General features: G+C 66.3%; 18 protein-coding genes. 5 read left to right on the top strand and 13 right to left on the bottom strand.

The window, feature by feature from the left end; genetic code table 11:
• Positions 1 to 4: 4 nt before the first annotated feature.
• The 12 genes from icmH to LY622_RS15045 form a co-directional block, all read right to left on the bottom strand.
• Positions 5 to 847, bottom strand: coding sequence for a type IVB secretion system protein IcmH/DotU (icmH, locus tag LY622_RS15100; protein WP_234291658.1), 843 nt, complete (start codon positions 845 to 847; stop codon positions 5 to 7).
• Positions 848 to 850: 3 nt separating this feature from the next.
• Positions 851 to 2,185: a type VI secretion system baseplate subunit TssK gene (tssK, locus tag LY622_RS15095; RefSeq protein WP_234291657.1), complete on the bottom strand. Its 1,335-nt coding sequence runs from the start codon at positions 2,183 to 2,185 to the stop codon at positions 851 to 853.
• Positions 2,185 to 2,724, bottom strand: a complete 540-nt coding sequence (gene tssJ, locus LY622_RS15090; protein ID WP_234291656.1) for a type VI secretion system lipoprotein TssJ — start codon at positions 2,722 to 2,724, stop codon at positions 2,185 to 2,187. The genes tssK and tssJ overlap by 1 nt, the downstream gene beginning before the upstream one ends.
• 56 nt (positions 2,725 to 2,780) lie before the next feature.
• Positions 2,781 to 4,187 carry a type VI secretion system-associated FHA domain protein TagH gene (gene tagH / locus LY622_RS15085; protein ID WP_234291655.1) on the bottom strand — a complete coding sequence of 469 codons (1,407 nt, stop codon included), beginning with the start codon at positions 4,185 to 4,187 and terminating at the stop codon, positions 2,781 to 2,783.
• A gap of 6 nt (positions 4,188 to 4,193) precedes the next feature.
• The gene (tssG, locus tag LY622_RS15080) at positions 4,194 to 5,216 is read right to left on the bottom strand and encodes a type VI secretion system baseplate subunit TssG (RefSeq protein ID WP_234291654.1); all 1,023 of its coding nucleotides are present in this window, start codon (positions 5,214 to 5,216) and stop codon (positions 4,194 to 4,196) included.
• Positions 5,180 to 6,943: a type VI secretion system baseplate subunit TssF gene (gene tssF / locus LY622_RS15075; protein WP_114572646.1), complete on the bottom strand. Its 1,764-nt coding sequence runs from the start codon at positions 6,941 to 6,943 to the stop codon at positions 5,180 to 5,182. The genes tssG and tssF overlap by 37 nt, the downstream gene beginning before the upstream one ends.
• Before the next feature lie 74 nt (positions 6,944 to 7,017).
• The gene (gene tssE / locus LY622_RS15070) at positions 7,018 to 7,449 is read right to left on the bottom strand and encodes a type VI secretion system baseplate subunit TssE (protein ID WP_114479268.1); all 432 of its coding nucleotides are present in this window, start codon (positions 7,447 to 7,449) and stop codon (positions 7,018 to 7,020) included.
• Between the two features lie 15 nt (positions 7,450 to 7,464).
• Positions 7,465 to 8,946 (bottom strand): type VI secretion system contractile sheath large subunit, encoded by a 1,482-nt coding sequence (gene tssC / locus LY622_RS15065; protein WP_223137517.1) that lies wholly within the window; start codon positions 8,944 to 8,946, stop codon positions 7,465 to 7,467.
• A gap of 78 nt (positions 8,947 to 9,024) precedes the next feature.
• Positions 9,025 to 9,534: a type VI secretion system contractile sheath small subunit gene (gene tssB, locus LY622_RS15060; RefSeq protein WP_234291653.1), complete on the bottom strand. Its 510-nt coding sequence runs from the start codon at positions 9,532 to 9,534 to the stop codon at positions 9,025 to 9,027.
• Positions 9,535 to 10,175: 641 nt separating this feature from the next.
• Positions 10,176 to 12,080: a 1-deoxy-D-xylulose-5-phosphate synthase gene (dxs, locus tag LY622_RS15055; protein WP_234291652.1), complete on the bottom strand. Its 1,905-nt coding sequence runs from the start codon at positions 12,078 to 12,080 to the stop codon at positions 10,176 to 10,178.
• Positions 12,081 to 12,131: 51 nt separating this feature from the next.
• A complete protein-coding gene (locus tag LY622_RS15050) occupies positions 12,132 to 13,019 on the bottom strand; it encodes a farnesyl diphosphate synthase (RefSeq protein WP_439649593.1) in 888 nt (295 codons plus the stop codon).
• Positions 13,006 to 13,305: an exodeoxyribonuclease VII small subunit gene (locus LY622_RS15045; protein WP_234291650.1), complete on the bottom strand. Its 300-nt coding sequence runs from the start codon at positions 13,303 to 13,305 to the stop codon at positions 13,006 to 13,008. Before LY622_RS15045 ends, LY622_RS15050 begins: the two co-directional genes overlap by 14 nt.
• A gap of 280 nt (positions 13,306 to 13,585) precedes the next feature.
• Between LY622_RS15045 and serA the strand changes: the two genes are divergently transcribed.
• Together serA and LY622_RS15035 are read left to right on the top strand one after the other, a co-directional pair.
• The gene (serA, locus tag LY622_RS15040; protein ID WP_234291649.1) at positions 13,586 to 14,836 is read left to right on the top strand and encodes a phosphoglycerate dehydrogenase; all 1,251 of its coding nucleotides are present in this window, start codon (positions 13,586 to 13,588) and stop codon (positions 14,834 to 14,836) included.
• Between the two features lie 291 nt (positions 14,837 to 15,127).
• Positions 15,128 to 16,039: a DMT family transporter gene (locus tag LY622_RS15035; RefSeq protein ID WP_234291648.1), complete on the top strand. Its 912-nt coding sequence runs from the start codon at positions 15,128 to 15,130 to the stop codon at positions 16,037 to 16,039.
• Here the strand turns inward: LY622_RS15035 and LY622_RS15030 are convergent.
• Positions 16,036 to 17,283, bottom strand: coding sequence for an amino acid deaminase (locus tag LY622_RS15030; RefSeq protein ID WP_234291647.1), 1,248 nt, complete (start codon positions 17,281 to 17,283; stop codon positions 16,036 to 16,038). The two genes, LY622_RS15035 and LY622_RS15030, sit on opposite strands and share 4 nt — an antisense overlap.
• 119 nt (positions 17,284 to 17,402) lie before the next feature.
• Here LY622_RS15030 and LY622_RS15025 point away from each other — a divergent pair, with 119 nt between their 5' ends.
• From LY622_RS15025 to LY622_RS15015, 3 genes are all read left to right on the top strand, one after another.
• Entirely contained in the window at positions 17,403 to 18,194 is a 792-nt protein-coding gene (locus LY622_RS15025; protein ID WP_234291646.1) for an enoyl-CoA hydratase, read from the top strand.
• Positions 18,195 to 18,343: 149 nt separating this feature from the next.
• Positions 18,344 to 19,183 (top strand): IclR family transcriptional regulator, encoded by an 840-nt coding sequence (locus LY622_RS15020; RefSeq protein ID WP_234291645.1) that lies wholly within the window; start codon positions 18,344 to 18,346, stop codon positions 19,181 to 19,183.
• Positions 19,180 to 19,704 (top strand): Lcl C-terminal domain-containing protein, encoded by a 525-nt coding sequence (locus tag LY622_RS15015; protein ID WP_234291644.1) that lies wholly within the window; start codon positions 19,180 to 19,182, stop codon positions 19,702 to 19,704. Before LY622_RS15020 ends, LY622_RS15015 begins: the two co-directional genes overlap by 4 nt.
• Positions 19,705 to 19,710: the final 6 nt, after the last annotated feature.

The raw sequence follows: 19,710 nt of genomic DNA, 5'->3' as shown, positions 1-19,710 counted from the left end.
TCTCCTAACGGAAGATCTGATCGAGAAGGATACTGACCTGGGCCGCCTGCTGGTCCAGGGACCAGGCGAAGCCCAGGTAGGCGCCCACCATGGCCACGCCGAACAGGGCGAAGACGCCCCATACCGGCAGGCCCCGGCCACCGCGTCGGCGGCCCGGCACCACGTTAGCCAGCGGTGAGGTCAGCATGTCGTCGGGGGTATCGCCCAGGGCGGCAAGCTGGTCGCCCAGGGCCCGAACCACGTGCTCGTACTCCTCGCGGCCATGGGTCATGACCCGATAGCGCCCCTCGAAGCCCAGGCACAGGCACAGGTAGATGAAGGCCAGCATGTCCTGGTAGCGCTGCGGCTCCTGCTGCAGGCGGGCGAGGATCGAGAAGACCTTCTCGCCGCCCCAGGTCTCGTTGTGGAAGCGCGTCAGCAACGAGTGCTCCGCCCAGGTGCTCTGCTGGCCCCAGGGCGTGCCCATCACCGCCTCGTCGATGAAGGAGCAGAGCACATAGCGGTAGGCCAGCAGGGTCGGGCGGTCGTAGCCCTGTTCGGTCAGCTCGATCTCGATCGCCGAGATCTCGTCGACCACCTGGCGGTAGAGCCGCTCGATGTCGTGCATGCTGTCGAGCTGGCGCACCCGCACCACCATGCCCAGCAGCGAGCTGGCGGCATCCACCAGCGGGTTGAGGTTGTGGCCCCGCAGGCGGAACCAGTAATCCTCGTCGGCGTCGAGCTGCTCGGCGTGGCTATGAATCAGCCGCTCCAGTCCCCGCTCGTTGATGCGGTCCTCGTGGCGCGTGGGTGAGTAACGCGAGACGGCACCGGATTCCATGTCGAGTTGCGTGGCAAGATCTTGCATGGCTTAACTCCTGATCGCCCAGAACTGCATTTCCAAACCGGGGAATTCGCCCGCCACATGGAAGGCGAAGCCACTGGCGCCGTCGAGCATGCTCCAGGCCTGGCACTGACGGTCGAGCCGGAAGTAGCTGAACCCGGCGTGATAGGGCAGCTCCCGCGGAGCCACCGGCAGCGGCTCCAGCGGAACCCCCGGCAGCTGCAGACTGATGAGGTCGCGGATGCGCTCGACGCTGGCGACCTTGGTCTGCTGCAGGAACAGCTTGCGCAGGCGCTCGTGGGGCATGTCGGCCCGCACGGCGAGAATGAAGTCGGCGTCGTCGAGCAGCCCCGGGTCCGACAGCGGCGCCACCAGCAGGCCATAGCGACGCGACTGCAGCTGGATGGCGAGTGCCCGCGGCTCCAGCACCGTGGAGAGCGCCTGGCGAAGCCCCTGCATCAGCATGCGGAAGGCGCGCTCGGGGTGGTCGTGGTCGTAGGCCGGGTATTCCGGCGGCAACCGCGACTCGTCGGTGAAGGTGACCAGCTCACTGGCGGTCTCGAGCATGGTGTCGAAGAGCCGCTCCGGATGCAGCTGACCCAGGCGCGCCAGGTGCTGGAAGCGAGGCTGGGCACGGTTGAGCAGCTGCAGCAGCATGAAGTCGGAGACGTCGGCCACCCCGGTCTGGTGGGGCGTGGAGAGACGCTGGGCGATGTTGCGGGCCCGCTCACGCATCAGGCCAGCCATCTCGCCGACGAAGCGCTGCAGCAGCGGTGCCGCCTGGACGCTGAGCAGGGTCGGCAGGAACTGCTCGTCGAGCACCAGGCTGCCGTCGGGCCGGCGCTCGACGATGCGGGCCACCGCCAGGCAGGCGTAGGCGCTGCGGTCGTCGCGCTCCAGCAACAGCCGCGGGGCGACCCGGGCCACGTCGAGCTCGGTGGTATCGCCATCGCGGGAGTGCAGGTCGCGCACGCCGCGCTGCGAGAGGCGGTAGCGGGCCGGCAGGTCGTCGCCGGGCCAGCGCACCTCGCCCACCGCATCGGTGGCCAGCGGCAGCCCCAGGTAGACCACCTGGTTGGTAATGCCGGCGTCGCCGATCTCCAGCGGCTGCGGCTCGATATCGTCGTCGGGCAGCTGGAAGGCGGTGCCGTCCGGCATCACGCCGCTGGCACGGCTGATGGCGATACGCCCGAAGCTGAGGAACTCCGCATTGAGCTCCAGCATCTGGAAACCGTAGAGACAGTGGCTGACGCCGCGCAGGCGCGCGTCGATCAGCCCTTCCAGGCTGCGCTGCTGCTGCTGGAAGTGCTGCGGCTTGATGAACAGCCCTTCGCTCCAGACCACACGGTTGCGACTAGCCATCAGTCCTGGTCCCTCAGCTCGGCTTCGTCCGCGCGCAGGTGAACCAGCAGATGGTAGTCACCGCCCTGGGAGTTGACCTTGACCACCTTCTTCCACTCGGCCTCGTCCGGGGTGTTGTAGAAGGCGATGAGGCCGATATAGCGCGTCTCTTCGTCGACCTCGAAGGGCTCGTAGAACTTCCACTGACCGGGGAGCAGGGTGAAGTCGTCATGGGTCAGGTAGTTGGTGCCCAGGGCATCCTCGAGATCGTCACGCAGCTGGTAATGGTCGGCGGCCATCAGCATGGAGTCGTCCTTGAGCTGCAGGATCTGAAAGCGCAGCGGCGTACCGTCGCCGTCCAGGTTGCGGTTGACGTCGGGCTCGGCAACCATGGCGAGATCGACCCGGGAAAGGCGCGCCTCGGGATAGCCCACCGGAATCGACGGGTCCTTCATGACCTGCCAGGTCTTGCCCGCGGCCTCGCGGGTCGAGGCGCAGCCGCTGAGCAGCAGCGCCAGCATGGCAACGGTCAGCCAGGCGAGCGGGCCGCGTACCGGCATATAGCTCGTGCGCCAATTGCTTGCTGGCTTTTTTCTCGTGCCTGTCATTATTGCGCTCATGTCTCCTCCCGCTGCTGGCGGCGCACCGACTGGTCATAGGCCTGCTCGAAGACCTCCCAGAACAGCTTGGCGAAGCCCTGCTGGCGACCGGAATTCAGCTCCTGGTAGTAGTGGCGGTACATCTCCCAGGCCCAGCCACCTTCGTCATCCAGGCGATTGCCGGCACCGCGATAGGCGTGGAAGCGCTTGAGCAGGGCATCGGGCGCAAAGGCATCCAGAATCGACTGCAGCGCCTGGCCGATGGCCTCTTCCACTGCCGCCTGGTGCTGGCCCTGGTGGGCCAGGCATTCGGCCACCGCCGCCGGCGCCGAGAGATGCACCGGGCTGCGACGGGCGGAGAACAGGGTCTCCACGGTTTCGCCATAGGGCTGGCCCAGCCGCAGGGGGTTGTCCTCGATGGGCTGAAGGCGGCGATCTCGCAGCGGATAGCGGCTGTCGTCCTGGGCCTGGTGCAGCGCCTGAAGTCCTTCGATGGCGGCCCGCAGGGTGTTGCCGGCCTCCATGAGGAAGGCCTGCTGCTCTTCGCTGTCGTGGAAGCGAAGATTGGCGCCCAGCGCACGCATCAGGGGATCGGCTCCCGCATGTCCCCCTGCTGCCGGCACCGAGTCCTGCCAGCGGTCCTCGAGCTGCTCGCCAACCGAGCGTTCCAGGTCGTTCAACAGCCCTTCATCCATTTCCCTGCTCATGGCGTTATTGTCCTCGTATGGTCGAATCGTCGGCTTGGCCGGCGCGGTTTCGCGCCGCTCCCGTTGGTGGTAAATCGTCCCGCTCGAACTCGGCACGTCCAGCTCGTCGAGCAGCGGGGCGGTGACGTCGATGACTGCCTCATCGGGGTGCTTCAGCGCCGTCATGGGGTCCTGATGGCTGGCACCGGGGGTCGCCTCGCCCAGCGCCTCGAGGGGGTCATCCTGCCGCGGCGGCGCCATGCTCCCCTGCGCCATGGAATGAACCAGCGGCATGCCTTGCCCCGCCAGCGCCTCCTGCTCCTCATTGATCAGCGCGGTCAGCGGCTGGGCACCAGGCTGGCTACTCTGGCGGTCGCCGAGGTGGACCCGCAGGTGGTAGTCGCCGAGCCTCAGCTCGTCGCCATCGCACAGGGCAACCCGCCGGTCGCGGCCGAGAGGCAGCGTGGCGTGATTGATGAAGGTGTGCCCGCTGCGGTCGACAAGACAGAAGCGGCCGTCCTGGCGCTGTATCTCGGCATGCCCGGGACGAATGCGGCCGGCATGGTCCTGCAGCAGCCAGTCGTCGCTGTGGCCGCTGCCCAGGGTACCGCCGGGCTCATGGAAGACATGGCTGCTGGTGGAGCGGCCTTCCAGCCGCTCGCTGTTGATGACCACCAGGGTGATGGCCGTATGGGCAGCGGCGTGACGCTCGGTGGTTTGCTGGTAGGAGGCTTGCATGGGCGGTTAGCCTGTCATCTGTATGCGTACCCGACGACGCCTGGAAGCATCGCCGGATTCGGGGTTGACGAAGGTGGTCCAGCCGAGCTGGCAGCTGCCGGCCTCGCCCAGGCGCATCGGCTTGACGGCACTGGGCAGCAGTTCGAGCTCGAGGTCGTAGGCCAGGGGCTCCCGCAGCACGAAGTTCACCAGGGTCTTGAGCGGCGCGTGCTCACAGCCGTCCGGCAGAAAGTCGCGGAAGCGCGCGAGGCTCAGGCCCCTCAGGCAGAGGGCGAACTTGCCGCCGATGTCGGCGACCCGCTCGCCGGCGATCATGTCCTCCCCCAGCGTCATGGCGGAAAGCCCCGACCGGCTGCGCTGGTCCTCGGGAATCACCACCCAGCGGTGCACCCACTCCTCGAGATGCACGTCGTCGAGGTCGAAGCAGTGGCCGACGATGCTGCACACCACCTCGGGGGAGCGCGAACGCCCCGCGAGAAGGCCCGCATAGGCGAGCATCTTGCTCCAGTTGATCGGCGTCTCGCCGCGCAGCTCGGCATCGGCCAGGCCCACCAGGGCAAAGACGGCGGCGGAGAAGCCGTCGCTGGCATTGTCCTGGTAGCGCACATAGTGGCGGTACTTGCGCCAGGCGCGATGAACCAGGGTCAGCAGGCGATGATTGAAGAAGTCGAGGAAATCGCCGGCGCTACCCTCGTGGTGGGCCGCGCCATGGGCCAGGCTCTCCAAGTAGTAGCCGGGCAGCGGCGACTGGGACCCCTGCAGCCCGAAGAAGCTGACCTCCAGCCGGTAGCCGCCATCGGCGCCGGGCTCGAGCGAGACCACGTCGCTGCCCGGGAAGCCCAGCGACGCCGACGCGCTGTAGCGCACCCGTTCAAAGGCCGCCACGCTACCGCCGCCGCCACCTTCGAGGTCATCCTCATGGTGGCGGTGCAACAGCTCGACGAGCTGGAAGAAGTCGTAGCGTCGCGCCCCTTCTACCAGGGCTGCCGGCGCTACATCAGCGGCTGCTGGCCCGACTGTAAGGTCCATGCGTAGCGCTCACGGTTGTGTCGGTTGATGACATGCAGCTCATGGAACGAGTTGATGCTGGCGTAGAGCGAGAAGAAACGCGCCAGCACGCTGCCGAACAGGTAGAGGCTGCCCTCGTCGCCGAAGGCTTCCTGGTCCAATGTCATCACCGACCGCAGCCCGCGTACCGGCAGGCCGCGCTGGAGCCGGTCGATGGATTGGGTCTCGATATCGGCGATGCCCGTCAGGCGCTTCTGGGAGACGCGCTCCGCCTGGCGGTCGACCAGTGCCCGGAAGTCGTAGGCCCTCAGTACCGAACACAGCGCATCCCGCTCGAGCAGCGACAGGTAGTTGAGGGACAGGTTGGAGATCAGGGTCCACATCAGGCTGCCGTCGAGGGTCGGACGCAGCGCCGGCGTCGGCCGGGTGATGTTGCGAAAGTCGGCATACACGGGGCTGTTCTCGGTCTCGACGCAGACATCGCCCACGGTCAGCTTCTCGGGCAACTCGCGGTTGCTGCAGGTGAGCCGCAGCGAGATGGTCTCGCGCATGCCCAGGCAGGCCCGCTCGTCGCCGCGCACGAAGGCGATGTCGTGATCGAAGCCATCGCCACGCAGGCTGTCGCGAACCCGCACCCGGTAGTAGAGCGCCTGGCGCTCCCGGTCACGTTCGATCTGGTGCTGGAAGCTCTCGAAGGGCACATAGTTGCGCGGCTCGCCACGGACCTTGCCGGATTCGCTCTCCAGCCAGCCATGCACCCCGTCGACGCTGAACACCTCGTAGTTGGCCGGCGACCGGCTGCTGGGACGAATGTGGTACTCGCTGCGCTCGCCGCTCAGGTCGATGGGATCGGCATCGTGGGTGAACAGGTTGATGGCCGGCGTGCAGTAGAGCGCCAGGTGCTCGTCGCGCACCCGGGCATCCGCCGGCAGCGTGCGGGTAAAGACAAAGCGCAGCGTCAGCCGCTGGGCCTGCACGGAAGGCAGGTGGCGCCCCAGCGAGGCCAGGTCGACGAAGTGGAAGGCCTCGGGAAAGCAGAGATACTCCTGCAGGATGCGATAGCCCTGGTAGGCATTGCGCGGATAGGGCAGCAGGGCGTCCTCTCGCGCGAAGCCCACCGGCTGCAGCAGGCTGTTGGGCAAGCGGCGACGTTCGCCGTCGATCTCCAGCTCGATACGCGACAGGTAGTGGTTCAGCCACAGGTAGAGGCTGCGCGCCGTGTAGCCGTTGCCCCCCAGGTGGAGCCGCAGCGTGTCGATGCCCAGGGCATCGAGGGGCTGATCGCTGCGAACGTCGAGGTTGAGTTCGACCACGGAGGCCTCGCGGGAGTGTCGCGCTTCGACGCCGGCATGCTGCAGCGGATAGAGCGCCACCTCGTGGCAGGTGCGAAAGCGACAGGCCGTGCCGTCCACCGGCCGGCTCCCCACCGCGGTGCCCGCCGCCACGGACTGGGACGCGCTCAGGGCATGCCACTTCGGAGTGAACTGCATGACGGTCATGCTCGGCACCGGGCGCAGATAGTTGGGCCACAGCATGCTGATCAGCGAATGGGTCAGCTCGGGGAACTCGTCCTCGACCTTCTCCCGCATGCGCCCGGTCAGGAAGGCAAAGCCTTCCAGCAGGCGCTCGACGTCCGGATCGGTGCTGCGCTCGGAGAGGAAGCGGCTGAGGCCGGGATTGGCCTCGGCAAACTCCTTCCCCTGCAACTTCAGAAAGTCGAGCTCGTCCCGGTAATAGCGATTCAGCATGCGAGTCTCGTTCCCCAGGTGCTTGGCTAATCGGACGCTCCGTTCCGGCGCCGCTTCGTTCTCAATTCAGGTTCTCAATTCAGGCACTGATAGCGTTTGTCGTTCAGCAGCAGATCGATGGTGGTCTGGGCGTTGTCCCGGCCAAGATCCAGGGTTGCGTGAACCTGGAACCGCAGCTGCAGGGGGTCGCCGCCATGGGGCAACGACTCCACTTCCACTCGCTGCACTCGAGGCTCGAAGCGTTCGATGCACTGACGAATGGCGCGCTGGATATTGAGTTCCAGGTCGAGCACACCGATGGTCGCGTCATTGAAGTCGAGTAGCCCCAGCTCAGGCGCACATTCGCTGTGTCCCGGGTGGCTGTTGAGCAGATCGACAAGATGTCGCTTGATGGACTCCACGGTGTCGGCGAGGCTGGCCTCGCCCCCTGCCTCGACCGGCTGTCCGGTCGCCGCCAGGCGCTCGAACAGCCGGTTGCCGAGCACGCCACCACGGTAAAGGCTCATGGCAGCGACACTCCCTTACTCCTTGTCGAGGCGACCCACCAGCGACAGCTCGAAGTTGGCGCCCATGTACTTGAAGTGCGGACGCACCGCCATGGAGACCTGATACCAGCCCGGATCGCCCTCGACGTCGGAGACCTGGATCGAGGCGGCCCGCAGCGGCCGGCGGCTACGCACCTCGGCCGGCGGATTTTCCTGGTCGGCGACGTACTGGCGAATCCAGGCGTTGAGCTCGCGCTCGAGGTCCTGACGCTCCTTCCATGAACCGATCTGCTCGCGCTGCAGCACCTTGATGTAGTGCGCCAGGCGATTGATGATGAACATGTAGGGCAGTTGGGTGCCGAGCTTGAAATTGGTCTCGGCGGCCTTGCCTTCGGCGGTGTTGGGGAAGACCTTGGGCTTCTGCACCGAGTTGGCGGAGAAGAAGGCGGCGTTGTCGCTGCCCTTGCGCATGGTCAGCGAGATGAAGCCCTCTTCGGCCATCTCGAATTCACGCCGGTCGGTAACCAGCACCTCGGTGGGAATCTTGGCCTGCAGCTGCCCCAGCGCCTCATAGGTGTGCACCGGCAGGTTCTCCACCGCGCCGCCGCTCTGGGGGCCGATGATGTTCGGGCACCAGCGGTACTTGGCGAAGCTGTCGGTCAGGCGCTCGGCGAGCAGGTAGGCGGTGTTGCCCCACAGGTAGTGCTCGTGGTTCTCATTTACCGTTTCACGGTAATTGAAGCTCTTGACCGGGTTCTCCACCGGGTCATAGGGCATGCGCAGCAGGAAACGCGGCGCGGTCAGGCCCAGGTAGCGGGCGTCTTCGGATTCACGCAGGCTCCGCCAGCGGGCGTATTTCGGCCCTTCGAAGATCGCCTTGAAGTCCTTGATATTGGGCAGCTCCTCGAAGCTGTCGATACCGAAGAAGCTCGGCGCCACCGAGGAGAGGAAGGGGGCGTGGGCCATGGCGCCCACCGCGGCGGTGAACTGCAGCAGCTTGATGTCCGGCGTCGAGGGCGAGAAATCGTAGTGGCCGATGATGCCGGCGACCGGCTCGCCGCCGAACTGGCCGTATTCCGCCGCATAGACGTGCTGGTAGAGCCCGCTCTGGCTGAGCTCGGGAGCGAACTCGAAGTCCTCGAGCAGCTCTGCCTTGGTGGCATGCAGCACGTCCAGCTTGATGTTCTCGCGGAAGTCGGTGCGATCGACCAGCAGCTTGAGGCCGCGCCAGGCCGATTCCAGCTCCTGGAAGCCCCGGTCGTGCAGGATCTCGTCCACCTGGCTGCCGATCTTGCGATCGAGCTCGACGATCATGCGATCGACCACCGACTTGTTGACCTGAGGCGCGTCGCTGGTGCTCTGCAGCAGCTCGGCGATGAACGCCGCCACGCCCTGCTTGGCGATGTCGTAGCCTTCATCGGCCGGTGCCATGCGCGTCTGCGCCATCACCTGGTCGAGAAGGGAGTCTTCAGCCTGGGCCCCGGCGGCCTGGCCCTGGGTTTGTACCGAATCGGTCATGGGGTTGCCTCGAATCCTTTACCTGGCGTTGAATCGCCTGCCTTCACCTGATCTGCCCTGCACCTGGTCCGACAGGAATCAGGCGTCGCCCTTGTTATTCGTCTCGAGCAGCTCGAGCTCCGAGAGCAGCTGCTGACGCGCCTCGTCGCTCTCCATCAGCTTCTGCAGCTGATCGCGGAAGGCCGGCACATTGCCCAGCGGCCCCTTGAGCGCAACCAGCGCCTCGCGCAGCTCGACCAGCTTGCGCAGCTCCGGCACCTGCCGAGCCACGCTGTCGGGGGCGAAGTCTTCCAGTGACTTGAATGAGAGGTTCACCGCCAGGTCGGTCGGCTCTTCGCCCTCTTCGAGGCGGTTGGGCACGGCAGCCTGCAGGCCAAGGCCCGCCTCGCGCATGACCGACTGGAAGTTGTTCTTGTCCACCGAGACCTTGTCGCGCTCCTCGATGGGCGTCTCTTCCGCACCACCCTTGAAGTCCCCTACCACCAGCAGCTTGAGCGGTAGCTCGGTTTCCGCCTGCTGGTCACCGGTGGCCGGTACATACTTGATATTGATGCGCTCTTTCGGCGCAACGGTCCCTTCCTTTGCCATTGTCTGGAGCTCCCTGACGAACCGCTGGTTTTTTTGGAACGATTAAGTGCTGCATCTTGATACTGGCCCGGTGAACGAGCCAGGAACGGGCTACGCGAGCCGAGCCTGGCCAAGTCGAGGCCATCCGCGGTAGCGAGATGACCAAGGCTAGCCGGCAGAGCCGAAGAAGCGTTTGCCGCTGTAGCTGATGTCGCGAGAGGGTAAACAGGAAGCGGGGGGGTGCCAAACGACGCCATGGGCGACAGGCAAGTTTACGTGGACGTTACTTACGAGCACGAAAATAGAACAAACAGCGCCAACTACCGGGAACATGCAGGCATCGTGACGGATATCGTCGAGTCACCTTGAAACAGTTAGTACGACATACACCTTTGCTTACAGGCGTTGTAGGAAATGGCTTACGCGAATATAAGCGATGTACGCCACTATCACTCCGCAATGCGCTCGAGGGACGCTGCGGTTTTCTGCGTACGACTGCTACGCGGCCGTGCCTGACGACATGTGGAAGCGGGTATGGCAGCCGACAAGACGGGGGAGTGCAGGGGTTTAAACCGAAACTCAGCATGAAAAAACCGGCCAGGAACCCAGGTTCATGGCCGGTTGGGAAACAGGCGTTGTTTCGCTTATCGACTGCCTCTACATCACCCCAGTCGCGCGCGAATCGCCGCTTCGATACCCGGTGCATCCAGCCCGCATTCGGCGAGCAGTTCTGCCGGCTTGCCATGCTCGACGAAGGCGTCGGGCAGGCCGAGGTTGAGGAGTTCCACCTGCACCCCCTCGGCGGCCAGCAGCTCATTGACGGCGCTGCCGGCGCCGCCTGCCACGACGTTCTCTTCCAGGGTTACCAGCAGGTCGTGCTCGTCGGCGGCGGCCAGGATGGCCTCCCGGTCCAGCGGCTTGATGGAGCGCATGTTGATGTGGGTGGCGTCCAGCGCTTCGGCCACCGCAGCGGCGGGGCCGTTGAGACTGCCGAAGGCCAGCAGTGCGATACGACTGCCATCGCTGCCGGCCTCGCGCCGATGCTCCGCCTTGCCGATCTCCAGCGGCACCAGGTTCGCCGGAATCGCCACGCCGGGGCCGCTGCCGCGTGGGTAGCGCACCGCGGCGGGGCCGGGGTAGTGATAGGCGGCGCTGAGCATGGCGCGGCACTCGGCCTCGTCGGCGGGCGCCAGCACCACCAGGCCCGGCACGCAGCGCAGGTAGGAGAGATCCATGCTGCCGTGATGGGTGGGGCCGTCCTCGCCGACCAGGCCCGCCCGGTCGATGGCGAAGGTGACATCGAGCCCCTGCACCGCCACGTCGTGGATCAGCTGATCGTAGCCGCGCTGCAGGAAGGTGGAGTAGATCGCCACCACCGGCTTCATCGCCTCGCAGGCCATGCCGGCGGCCAACGTCACCGCATGCTGCTCGGCGATGGCCACGTCGTAGTAGCGCTCGGGGTACTCCTTGGAGAAGCGGATCAGGTCGGAGCCTTCGCGCATCGCCGGGGTGATGCCGATCAGGCGCTCGTCGCTGGCCGCCATGTCGCACAGCCAGTCGCCGAAGACGTTGCAATACTTGGGTGCCTTCCTGGCGGGGGCAGCGGGTGCGCTGGTCGGCTCGTCACCGTTTTTTTCCAGCTTGGTGATGGCGTGGTAGCCGATGGGGTCGGCCTCGGCGGGCAGGAAGCCGCGGCCCTTGCGCGTCTTGACGTGGAGGAACTGGGGGCCGTCCAGGTCACGGATGTTGCGCAGGGTCTGGACCAGGGTGGGCAGGTCGTGGCCGTCGAGGGGGCCGATATAGTTGAAGCCCATCTCCTCGAACAGCGTGGCCGGGCTGACCATGCCCTTCATGTGCTCTTCGGTGCGCCGCGCCAGCTCCAGCGCCCCCGGCAGATGCGACAGCACCCGCTTGCCCTCTTCGCGGATGGCCAGGTAGGGCTTGCTGGAGAGGATGCTCGCCAGGTAGCTGGCGATACCGCCGACGTTCTCGGAGATCGACATCTCGTTGTCGTTGAGCACCACCAACAGGTTGGCGTCCACATGACCGGCATGGGCCAGTGCCTCGAAGGCCATGCCGGCGGTCAGGGCGCCGTCGCCGATCACCGCACAGATACGCCGCTTCTCGCCCCGGGTGCGCGCCGCCAGGGCCATGCCCAGCGCTGCCGAGATCGAGGTGCTGGAGTGGCCCACGCCGAAGGTGTCGTACTTCGACTCGGCACGGCGCGGAAACGCGGCCAGGCCGCCGTACTGGCGTATGGAGGCCATGGCCTCGCGCCGGCCGGTGAGGATCTTGTGCGGGTAGGCCTGGTGCCCCACGTCCCACACCAGCCGGTCGTGGGGGGTCTCCAGGGCGTGATGCAGCGCCACGGTGAGTTCCACCACGCCCAGGCCGGCGCCAAAATGGCCACCGGAAGCCCCGACGCTGTAGAGCAGGTAGGCACGCAGCTCATCGGCCAGCTGTACCAGTTGGCCGGCGTTCATCGCCCGCAGCGCCGCCGGGGTATCCAGCGTGTCGAGCAGCGGTGTCACCGGGCGCTCGCCGGGAATTTCGTCGTAGAGCTTCATGTAGGCTTCTGTCTGTCAGGGAATCGCTGAATCACTGCTTTCAACGCCTCCTCAGTGGTCTCGTTCGATCATGTAGCGGGCCAGCTCGGCCAGCGGTGCACTCGCCTCGCCCAGCGGCGCCAGGGCCGCCAGGGCCTCCTCGGTCAGCTCCAAGGCCCGGGCCCGGGCGCCATCCAGCCCCAGCAGTGCCGGGTAGGTGGGCTTGTCGCGGGCCGCATCGGCGCCGGAGGCCTTGCCCAGTGTGCGGGTATCACCGGTCACGTCGAGGACGTCATCGTGTATCTGGAAGGCCAGGCCAAGGGCTTGGGCGTAGTGTTCCAGCGCCGCCACCCTGGGGTCGCTCTCGACCACCGCCGTCAGCGCTCCCATGCGCACCGCGGCACGAATCAGCGCGCCGGTCTTGTGGGCGTGCATGGTGGCCAGGGCCTCGACGTCAGGGTGGCCGCCAACGGCCGCCAGGTCCAGCGCCTGTCCGCCCACCATGCCGTCGCGGCCGGCGGCCTGGGCCAGGGTCAGCATCAGTGCCGGCAGCCGCGGATGGGCGGCCCTGGCCAGCACCTCGAAGGCGAGGGTCTGCAGGGCATCGCCGGCCAGTATCGCCGTGGCCTCGTCATAGGCGCGATGGACCGTGGGCTGGCCGCGGCGCAGGTCGTCGTCGTCCATGGCGGGCAGGTCGTCATGTACCAGCGAGTAGGCGTGAACCAGCTCCACCGCGGCGGCCGAGGGGTCCAGATCGGCGTCGGCGGCACCCAGCGCGCGGCCGGCCAGGTAGACCAGCACCGGACGCAGCCGCTTGCCGCCCACCAGCAGCCCATGGCGCATGGCCTCTTCCAGGCGGGGCGCGGCGGCCTGGCGCGCATCGAAGGCACGCGCCAGGTAGGCGTCCACCCGGGCACGATCGGCGGCCAGGCGCACCGCGAAGGCGTCAGCGTTCACTATCGCCGTCCTCCCCGGGTGGCGCAGTGAAGCTGTCGAAGTCGACGCCGCCATCGGGACCCTCGATCAGGGTGCGCACCCGCAGCTCGGCCTCGTCCAGGCGACGCTGGGCATCGCGGGTCAGGCGCACACCCTGCTCGAAGGCGGCAAGCGAGCCCTCCAGCGACAGCTCGCCGGACTCCAGCCGCTCCACCAACTGTTCCAGTCGCTCGACGGTGGTGGCGAAGTCGGCACCGGCCTCCTCGCTCGCCATCGGTTCGCACGACGGTTGCTTGTCTCGCTCTGCCATGGAAAGTCCCAGCCCGTCACCGCTATCTATAGGGGCCACAGTATACACGCTCTCCCCCGGGGTTCGTCTGCCCGGCATGTACAACCTGCAGCCCGCTCATCTTGGCGGCGCAGCATTTTCATCTTCGCCCGAAGCGGTTGTGCTACCATAAGCGCCCTGTTTCGAGCCTGCCAGTGCCCTTTCCCGTCGCTGTCCGGCAGGCCCTCAGGCTCACTACTGTCGCGGCACGGCGGTCCTGTCACCGCATGCGGCTCGCACCGAAGAAGGGGTTGATTCGACCATGGCCAAAACGTCCCTGGACAAGAGCAAGATCAAGATCCTGCTGCTCGAGGGCGTCCACCAGAGCGCGGTGGACAATTTCCTGAACGCCGGTTACACCAACATCGAGCACGTCGCGACCTCGCTGGACGAGGCGACGCTGATCGAGAAGGTTCGGGACGTTCATTTCATCGGCATTCGCTCGCGCACCCAGCTCAACTCGCGGGTGTTCGAGGCGGCCGAGAAGCTCGCGGCCGTGGGCTGTTTCTGCATCGGCACCAACCAGGTCGACCTGACGTCGGCGCTGATCCGTGGTATCCCGGTGTTCAATGCGCCCTACTCCAACACGCGTTCGGTGGCGGAGCTGGTGCTGGCCGAGGCGATCATGCTGCTTCGCGGCATTCCCCAGAAGAACGCCCACGCCCATCAGGGCGGCTGGCTGAAGAGCGCCAAGAACTCCCATGAGGCCCGCGGCAAGACCCTGGGTATCGTCGGCTACGGCAATATCGGCGCCCAGCTCTCGGTGCTGGCGGAATCGCTGGGCTTCAACGTCATCTTCTACGACGTGGTGACCAAGCTCGGCATGGGTAACGCCAACCAGGTGGCCAGCCTGGAAGAGCTGCTGGCCCGCGCCGATGTGGTCAGCCTGCACGTGCCGGAACTGCCCTCAACCAAGTGGATGATCGCCAGGGAGCAGCTGGCGCTGATGAAGCGCAGCGGCATCCTGATCAACGCCTCCCGCGGCAGCGTGGTGGTGATCGAGGATCTGGCCGAGGCGCTGAAGGAGGGCCGGCTCTACGGCGCCGCCATCGACGTCTTCCCGGTGGAGCCCAAGGGCAACGACGAGGAGTTCGTCAGCCCCCTGCGTGGCCTGGACAACGTGATTCTGACGCCGCACGTCGGCGGCTCCACGCTGGAAGCCCAGGAGAACATCGGCATCGAGGTCTCCGAGAAGCTGATCACCTACTCCGACAACGGCACCACCGTCACCTCGGTCAACTTCCCCGAGGTGGCCCTGCCGGCGCACCCGGACAAGCACCGGGTGCTGCATATCCACGAAAACGTGCCGGGGGTGCTCTCCGAGATCAACCGCGTCCTCTCCGAGAGCAACATCAACATCTCCGGGCAGTACCTGCAGACCAATGAAAAGGTCGGCTACGTGGTCATCGACGTGGACAAGGCCTACGGCGCCCAGGCACTGGAAGCCCTGCGCCAGGTCCAGCACACGCTGAAGGTGCGGGTGCTCTACTCCGAGACCAACTTCCAGGATTGAGGCCGGCTAGCGCCGAGCCCAGGAGCCTGTCGGATTTGACCGATCGTCACGAGAGATTTGGGTTTCGAGACAAGTTTATCGATCTGATGAGGCGAATAGCCCGCTATTTAACGAATCAGAGCGAATGAAATTGGCCGAAAGACCGGATCTCGCAGTAGATCAGCGTTAAGTCCGACAGGCTCCCAGGCAGACCGAACACACCGCTGCGTCGTATGACGCAGCGGTGTTTTTTGTGCTAATGGTTACTATCCGAACATTATCCTGCCCATGGGCAGCAGCAAGGACGATTGCATGCCAACCGGAGCCGCCTATCTGATCGTGGTGCTGGTGTGGGCCACCACGCCACTGACCATCAAGTGGAGCGCCGAGGCCGGCGCGCCGGTCGGCAGCGTACTGCTGCGCATGCTGATCGCCCTGCTGGCGGGCCTGGCGGTGGTACTGTTCCTGCGCCGCGAGCGGCTTCGGCTGGATCGCCGGGCCGTGACGAGCTATGCCGCCGCCGTCCCCGGGGTATTCGGGGCCATGGCGTTGAGCTATCACGCCTCCATGACGCTGCCGTCGGGGCTGATGTCGGTGATGTTCGGCATGGCGCCGCTGATCTCCGGACTCATCCTGCAGGTGCTGCCGGGGGCCACCAAGCTGAAGCGCTGGCACTGGCTGGGCTGTGCCCTGGGCGTGGTGGGCCTGGCGGTGGTGTTCGCCGACAGCCTGGCGCTGGGGCAGGACCAGTTCCTGGCGCTGGCACTGATGCTGGTGGCAGTGACGCTGTTCAGCGGCAGCGGCATCGCCGTTCAGCGCGTTGCCGCCGGGCTAGGTCCCCTGGAGCAGACCCTCGGCGCCCTGGCGCTCAGCCTGCCGTGCTTCTTCGTGCTGTGGCTTGCCAGCGGCGAGCCCCTTGCGGTGCCGCTCACCACCCGCGGCCTGTGGTCGGTGCTCTATCTCGCCCTGTTCGGCTCATTGCTGGGTTTTATCTGCTACTTCCTGATCCTCTCGCGGCTCCCGGCTGCCACCGTGGCCCTGGTCACCCTGATCACGCCGATACTGGCCCTCGGCCTGGGCATGGCGCTGAACCAGGAACAGCCGTCAGGCTACATGCTGCTGGGCGCCCTGCTCATCCTGGTGGCACTGGGCGCCTACCTGTTCGGCGACCGGCTGGCACGGCTCAAGGCCGGGCGTGAGGCAGCCGTCACGCGTCACAGTTAGAAACAGGTTTCCATCACTTCGACCACCTCGAGCCGCTCGTCGATGCGACAGATCCGCCGCCACTTGTCGAAGGTCAGGCAGGGGTGGGAAGCGCCGAAGGCAACGATATCGCCCACTCGTACCCGCCCATTGCCGTTGCCGGGCTCATCCTCGTCGGCGGGCAGCCTGACGAAGGCGTGCTGGTCCATCAGCCTGGTCACACGCCAGCCCTCCACCGACAGGGGGCGCCCCCGGTCATCGCCCTCCCGATAGCGTCGCAGCGGCTCGGGCAACTGGTCGTGGCCGATATCGCGCTTGCCCAGTCCCACGATGGCCAGCCCCGGCTCGGGCAGTGAGATCACTTGGGCGAAGACCTCGAGTGCCGGCTTCAACCCGTTCTCGATGTGCGGCTGCCTTGCCAGGATCTCGCGCTGGGCCTGGCGATAGATGCCGTGGTCGTGAACCACGTAACAGCCGGGACGCAGCACCGGTACGAACTGCGCGCCCAGTCGTGCCTCGCGGAATACATCGGCGATCAGGTCGTACCAGACCGAGCCGGACGCCGTGATGATTGGCTGCGGACTTTCGATCAGGGCGTCACGCTCCAGCCCCTGGACCACCTCGACCAATTGCCAGGCGTAGGCACGCACGGCGCGCTCGGGATCGTCACCGTGCATCACGCCCTCGTAGCCTTCCAGACCCGACAGCACCAGGGCCTGTTCGCTGTCGATGCGCTCGGCGAGCGCCATCACCTCGTCGGTATCGCGACAGCCGCAGCGTCCGCCGGGCACGCCCAGTTCGATCAACACCTTGAGACGCAGGCCTCGCGCAGCGAAATAGCGAGCCAGCTGGTCGACGTTGGCGGCACTGTCGACCACGCAGTAGAAGTCGGCGCCGGCCTCGATCAGCTCGGCGACGATGGCCATGTTGGCCTCGCCGACGAGCTGATTGGCCATCAGCAGGCGATGGATACCGTGGGCGAAAGCCGCGCGGCACTGCGGCGCAGTGGCCAGGGTGATGCCCCAGGCGCCGGCTTGCAGCTGCCGATGGAAGAGTGCCGGCGCCATGGTGGTCTTGCCATGGGGGGCCAGCCGCGCCCCATGGGCATCGCAGAAGCGCTGCATCCAGGCCAGGTTGTGGGCCAGCGCCGCCTCGTGAATGACGGCGGCGGGCAGGCTCACGTCAACCAGCAGCCGGTTGCCGGTCTCAGGCAGTCCCTTGTGCAGCGAGGCCTCGGCCAATGGGTGGCGTGTCGAATCGGTCATGGCGCTCTCCTGGACATCGTCTTTGGTACCTGAGCCTCGTCTTTGGTCGCAGGAGTGCCGAAAGACGGTCGGGACGGGCTAGGCTGGTGGCGGTATCACATTAGACCAAGGATATATCAATGCCGACCACTGATGACGACCTGCCGCTGGTTCGACGGGACAAGGGCGGGGTCGCCACCCTGACGATGAACCGTCCGCGCCAGTTCAATGCCCTCTCCGAAGAGATTCTGGCAGCCCTGGACCATGAGCTCTCCCGCCTGGCCGAGGATGACGCGGTACGCTGCGTGGTTATCGCGGCCACCGGAAAGGCCTTCTGCGCCGGTCACGATCTCAAGCAGATGCGGGCCAACCCCGACGAAGCCTACTACCGGTCGCTGTTCGCCCATTGCGGTGAGGTCATGCAGCGCATCGTCAACCTGCCGGTGCCGGTGATCGCCCGCGTCCAGGGCATCGCCACCGCCGCCGGCTGCCAGCTGGTGGCCAGCTGCGACCTGGCCGTGGCGACCCGCTCGGCCCGCTTTGCCGTATCGGGTATCAACGTGGGCCTGTTCTGTTCGACCCCGGCGGTGGCGCTCTCCCGCAGCGTCGGTCGCAAGCGCGCCCAGGAGATGCTCTTCACCGGCGACTTCATCGACGCCGACCAGGCCCTGGACTGGGGGTTGATCAACCGGGTCGCCGAGGAGGATGCGCTGGATGAGGTTCTCGGTGGACTGACGGCCAGCATCTGCACCAAGAGCGCCGTGGCGGTGCGTACCGGCAAGGCCATGTTCCAGCGCCAGTTGCAGATGCCGCTGCAGGAAGCCTACGCCTTCGCCGGCGACACCATGGCCTGCAACATGATGGCCGAGGACGTGGCCGAGGGCATCGATGCCTTCATCGAGAAACGCCCGCCGAACTGGCGGCATCGCTGAAAAGGCGTGGGAAACAGGGAATGGAAGGCTTTTCCGTCGCCGCGACAAGGTGAAGCGGAGCGGGTATCCTGAGAGCTGCTTTCATGCCGGCAAGAAGGCCTGGCCCTGGCTAATACGAGCGGCCCACCCAGAATTTGGAGACAACCCAGGTGAGTGAAGTCAAACGCAGAACGGCGGGACGGCCGCCAGGCCCCGGCAAGAGTACGAGTGGCCACAGCCAATCGCTGGTGCGCGGGCTCAACCTGCTCGAGCGGCTGGCGGCAACACCGGGCGGCCTGGCGCTATCCGAACTGGCCGAGATGGTCGACCTGGCGCCCTCCACCACCCACCGACTGCTCCAGGCCCTGCAGGGACAAGGCTTCATCACCCAGGATAACGAGCTTGGCGTGTGGAAGATCGACGTCAAGACCTTCCGCATCGGCAACAGCTTCCTGGAAGCCCGGGACTTCGTGGCCACCAGCCGGCCCTTCCTGCGTCGCCTGACCGCCCAGACCGGCGAGACCGCCAACCTGGGCATCCGCGATGGCGCCACGGCCGTCTTCCTGGCCCAGAGTGAATCGCCGCAGATGATGCGCATGATCACTCGCCTCGGCTCCCGGGCGCCCCTGCATGCCTCGGGTGTCGGCAAGGCGCTGATGGCCTGGCTCCCCGATGACGAGTTCGAGCGCGTGCTGGCCGAGCGTGGCCTGTCCCGGGTGACCGAGAACACCCTGCACACGCCCGAGTCCCTGCGGGCCGGCCTGGCCGAGATTCGCCGGCAGGGCTACGCCTGCGACCGTGAGGAGCATGCCATCGGCCTGCACTGCGTGGCGGCCTGCGTCCATGACGAGCATGGCACGCCGCTGGCAGCCATTTCGGTCTCCGGCCCGGTGGCCCGCATCCCGGAATCCCGCCTGGTGGAGCTCGGCGAGCTGGTTCGCGAAACCGCCGCGGAGATTACCGCTCGCCTGGGCGGGCACATCCCCAGCGAGACGTCGGCCGAGGCATGAACCTGCACTGCCGGGCACTAGTGGCGGGGCTGCTCCTGGCATTGGCTGGTCCGGCCCTGGGCAGCGGCGAGTCCAGGTATGAGACCGATCACGATGGCATGGTAAAGGACACGCGCCAGCAGCTCGCCTGGATGCGCTGCAGCCTGGGACAGCGCTACCACGATGGCCGCTGCCTGGGCGAAGCCGAGCGATTCAACTGGAGCGCGGCGCAGCAGCGCGTCCAGCAGGAGGCAAGCGCCGACTGTCCGTGGCGAATGCCCCGCTTTCATGAGCTGAGCGGCCTGATACAGCCTCCGGAAGAGCGCCAGGGGCAGACGCCCATGGCTATCGATCTCGACGCCTTTCCGGACACGCCGTCTGGCTGGTACTGGAATCAGGTCAGCGCCGGTGGCCATTCCCAGCAGGACTGTTTCGTCGACTTCAGCGGCGAAGGGCGTACGCGCTGCAACATGGGCGGGCAGTTCTACCTGCGGCCGGTGATGTCACTGGAGAATGCCGCCCCCTTCTGTGTCGCGCCATAGCCACGA

Origin of the sequence: Halomonas alkalisoli (genome assembly GCF_021412585.1) — a bacterium.
Classification (GTDB): Bacteria; Pseudomonadota; Gammaproteobacteria; order Pseudomonadales; family Halomonadaceae; genus Halomonas; species Halomonas alkalisoli.
This window is presented reverse-complemented; position numbering and strand designations above follow the sequence as displayed.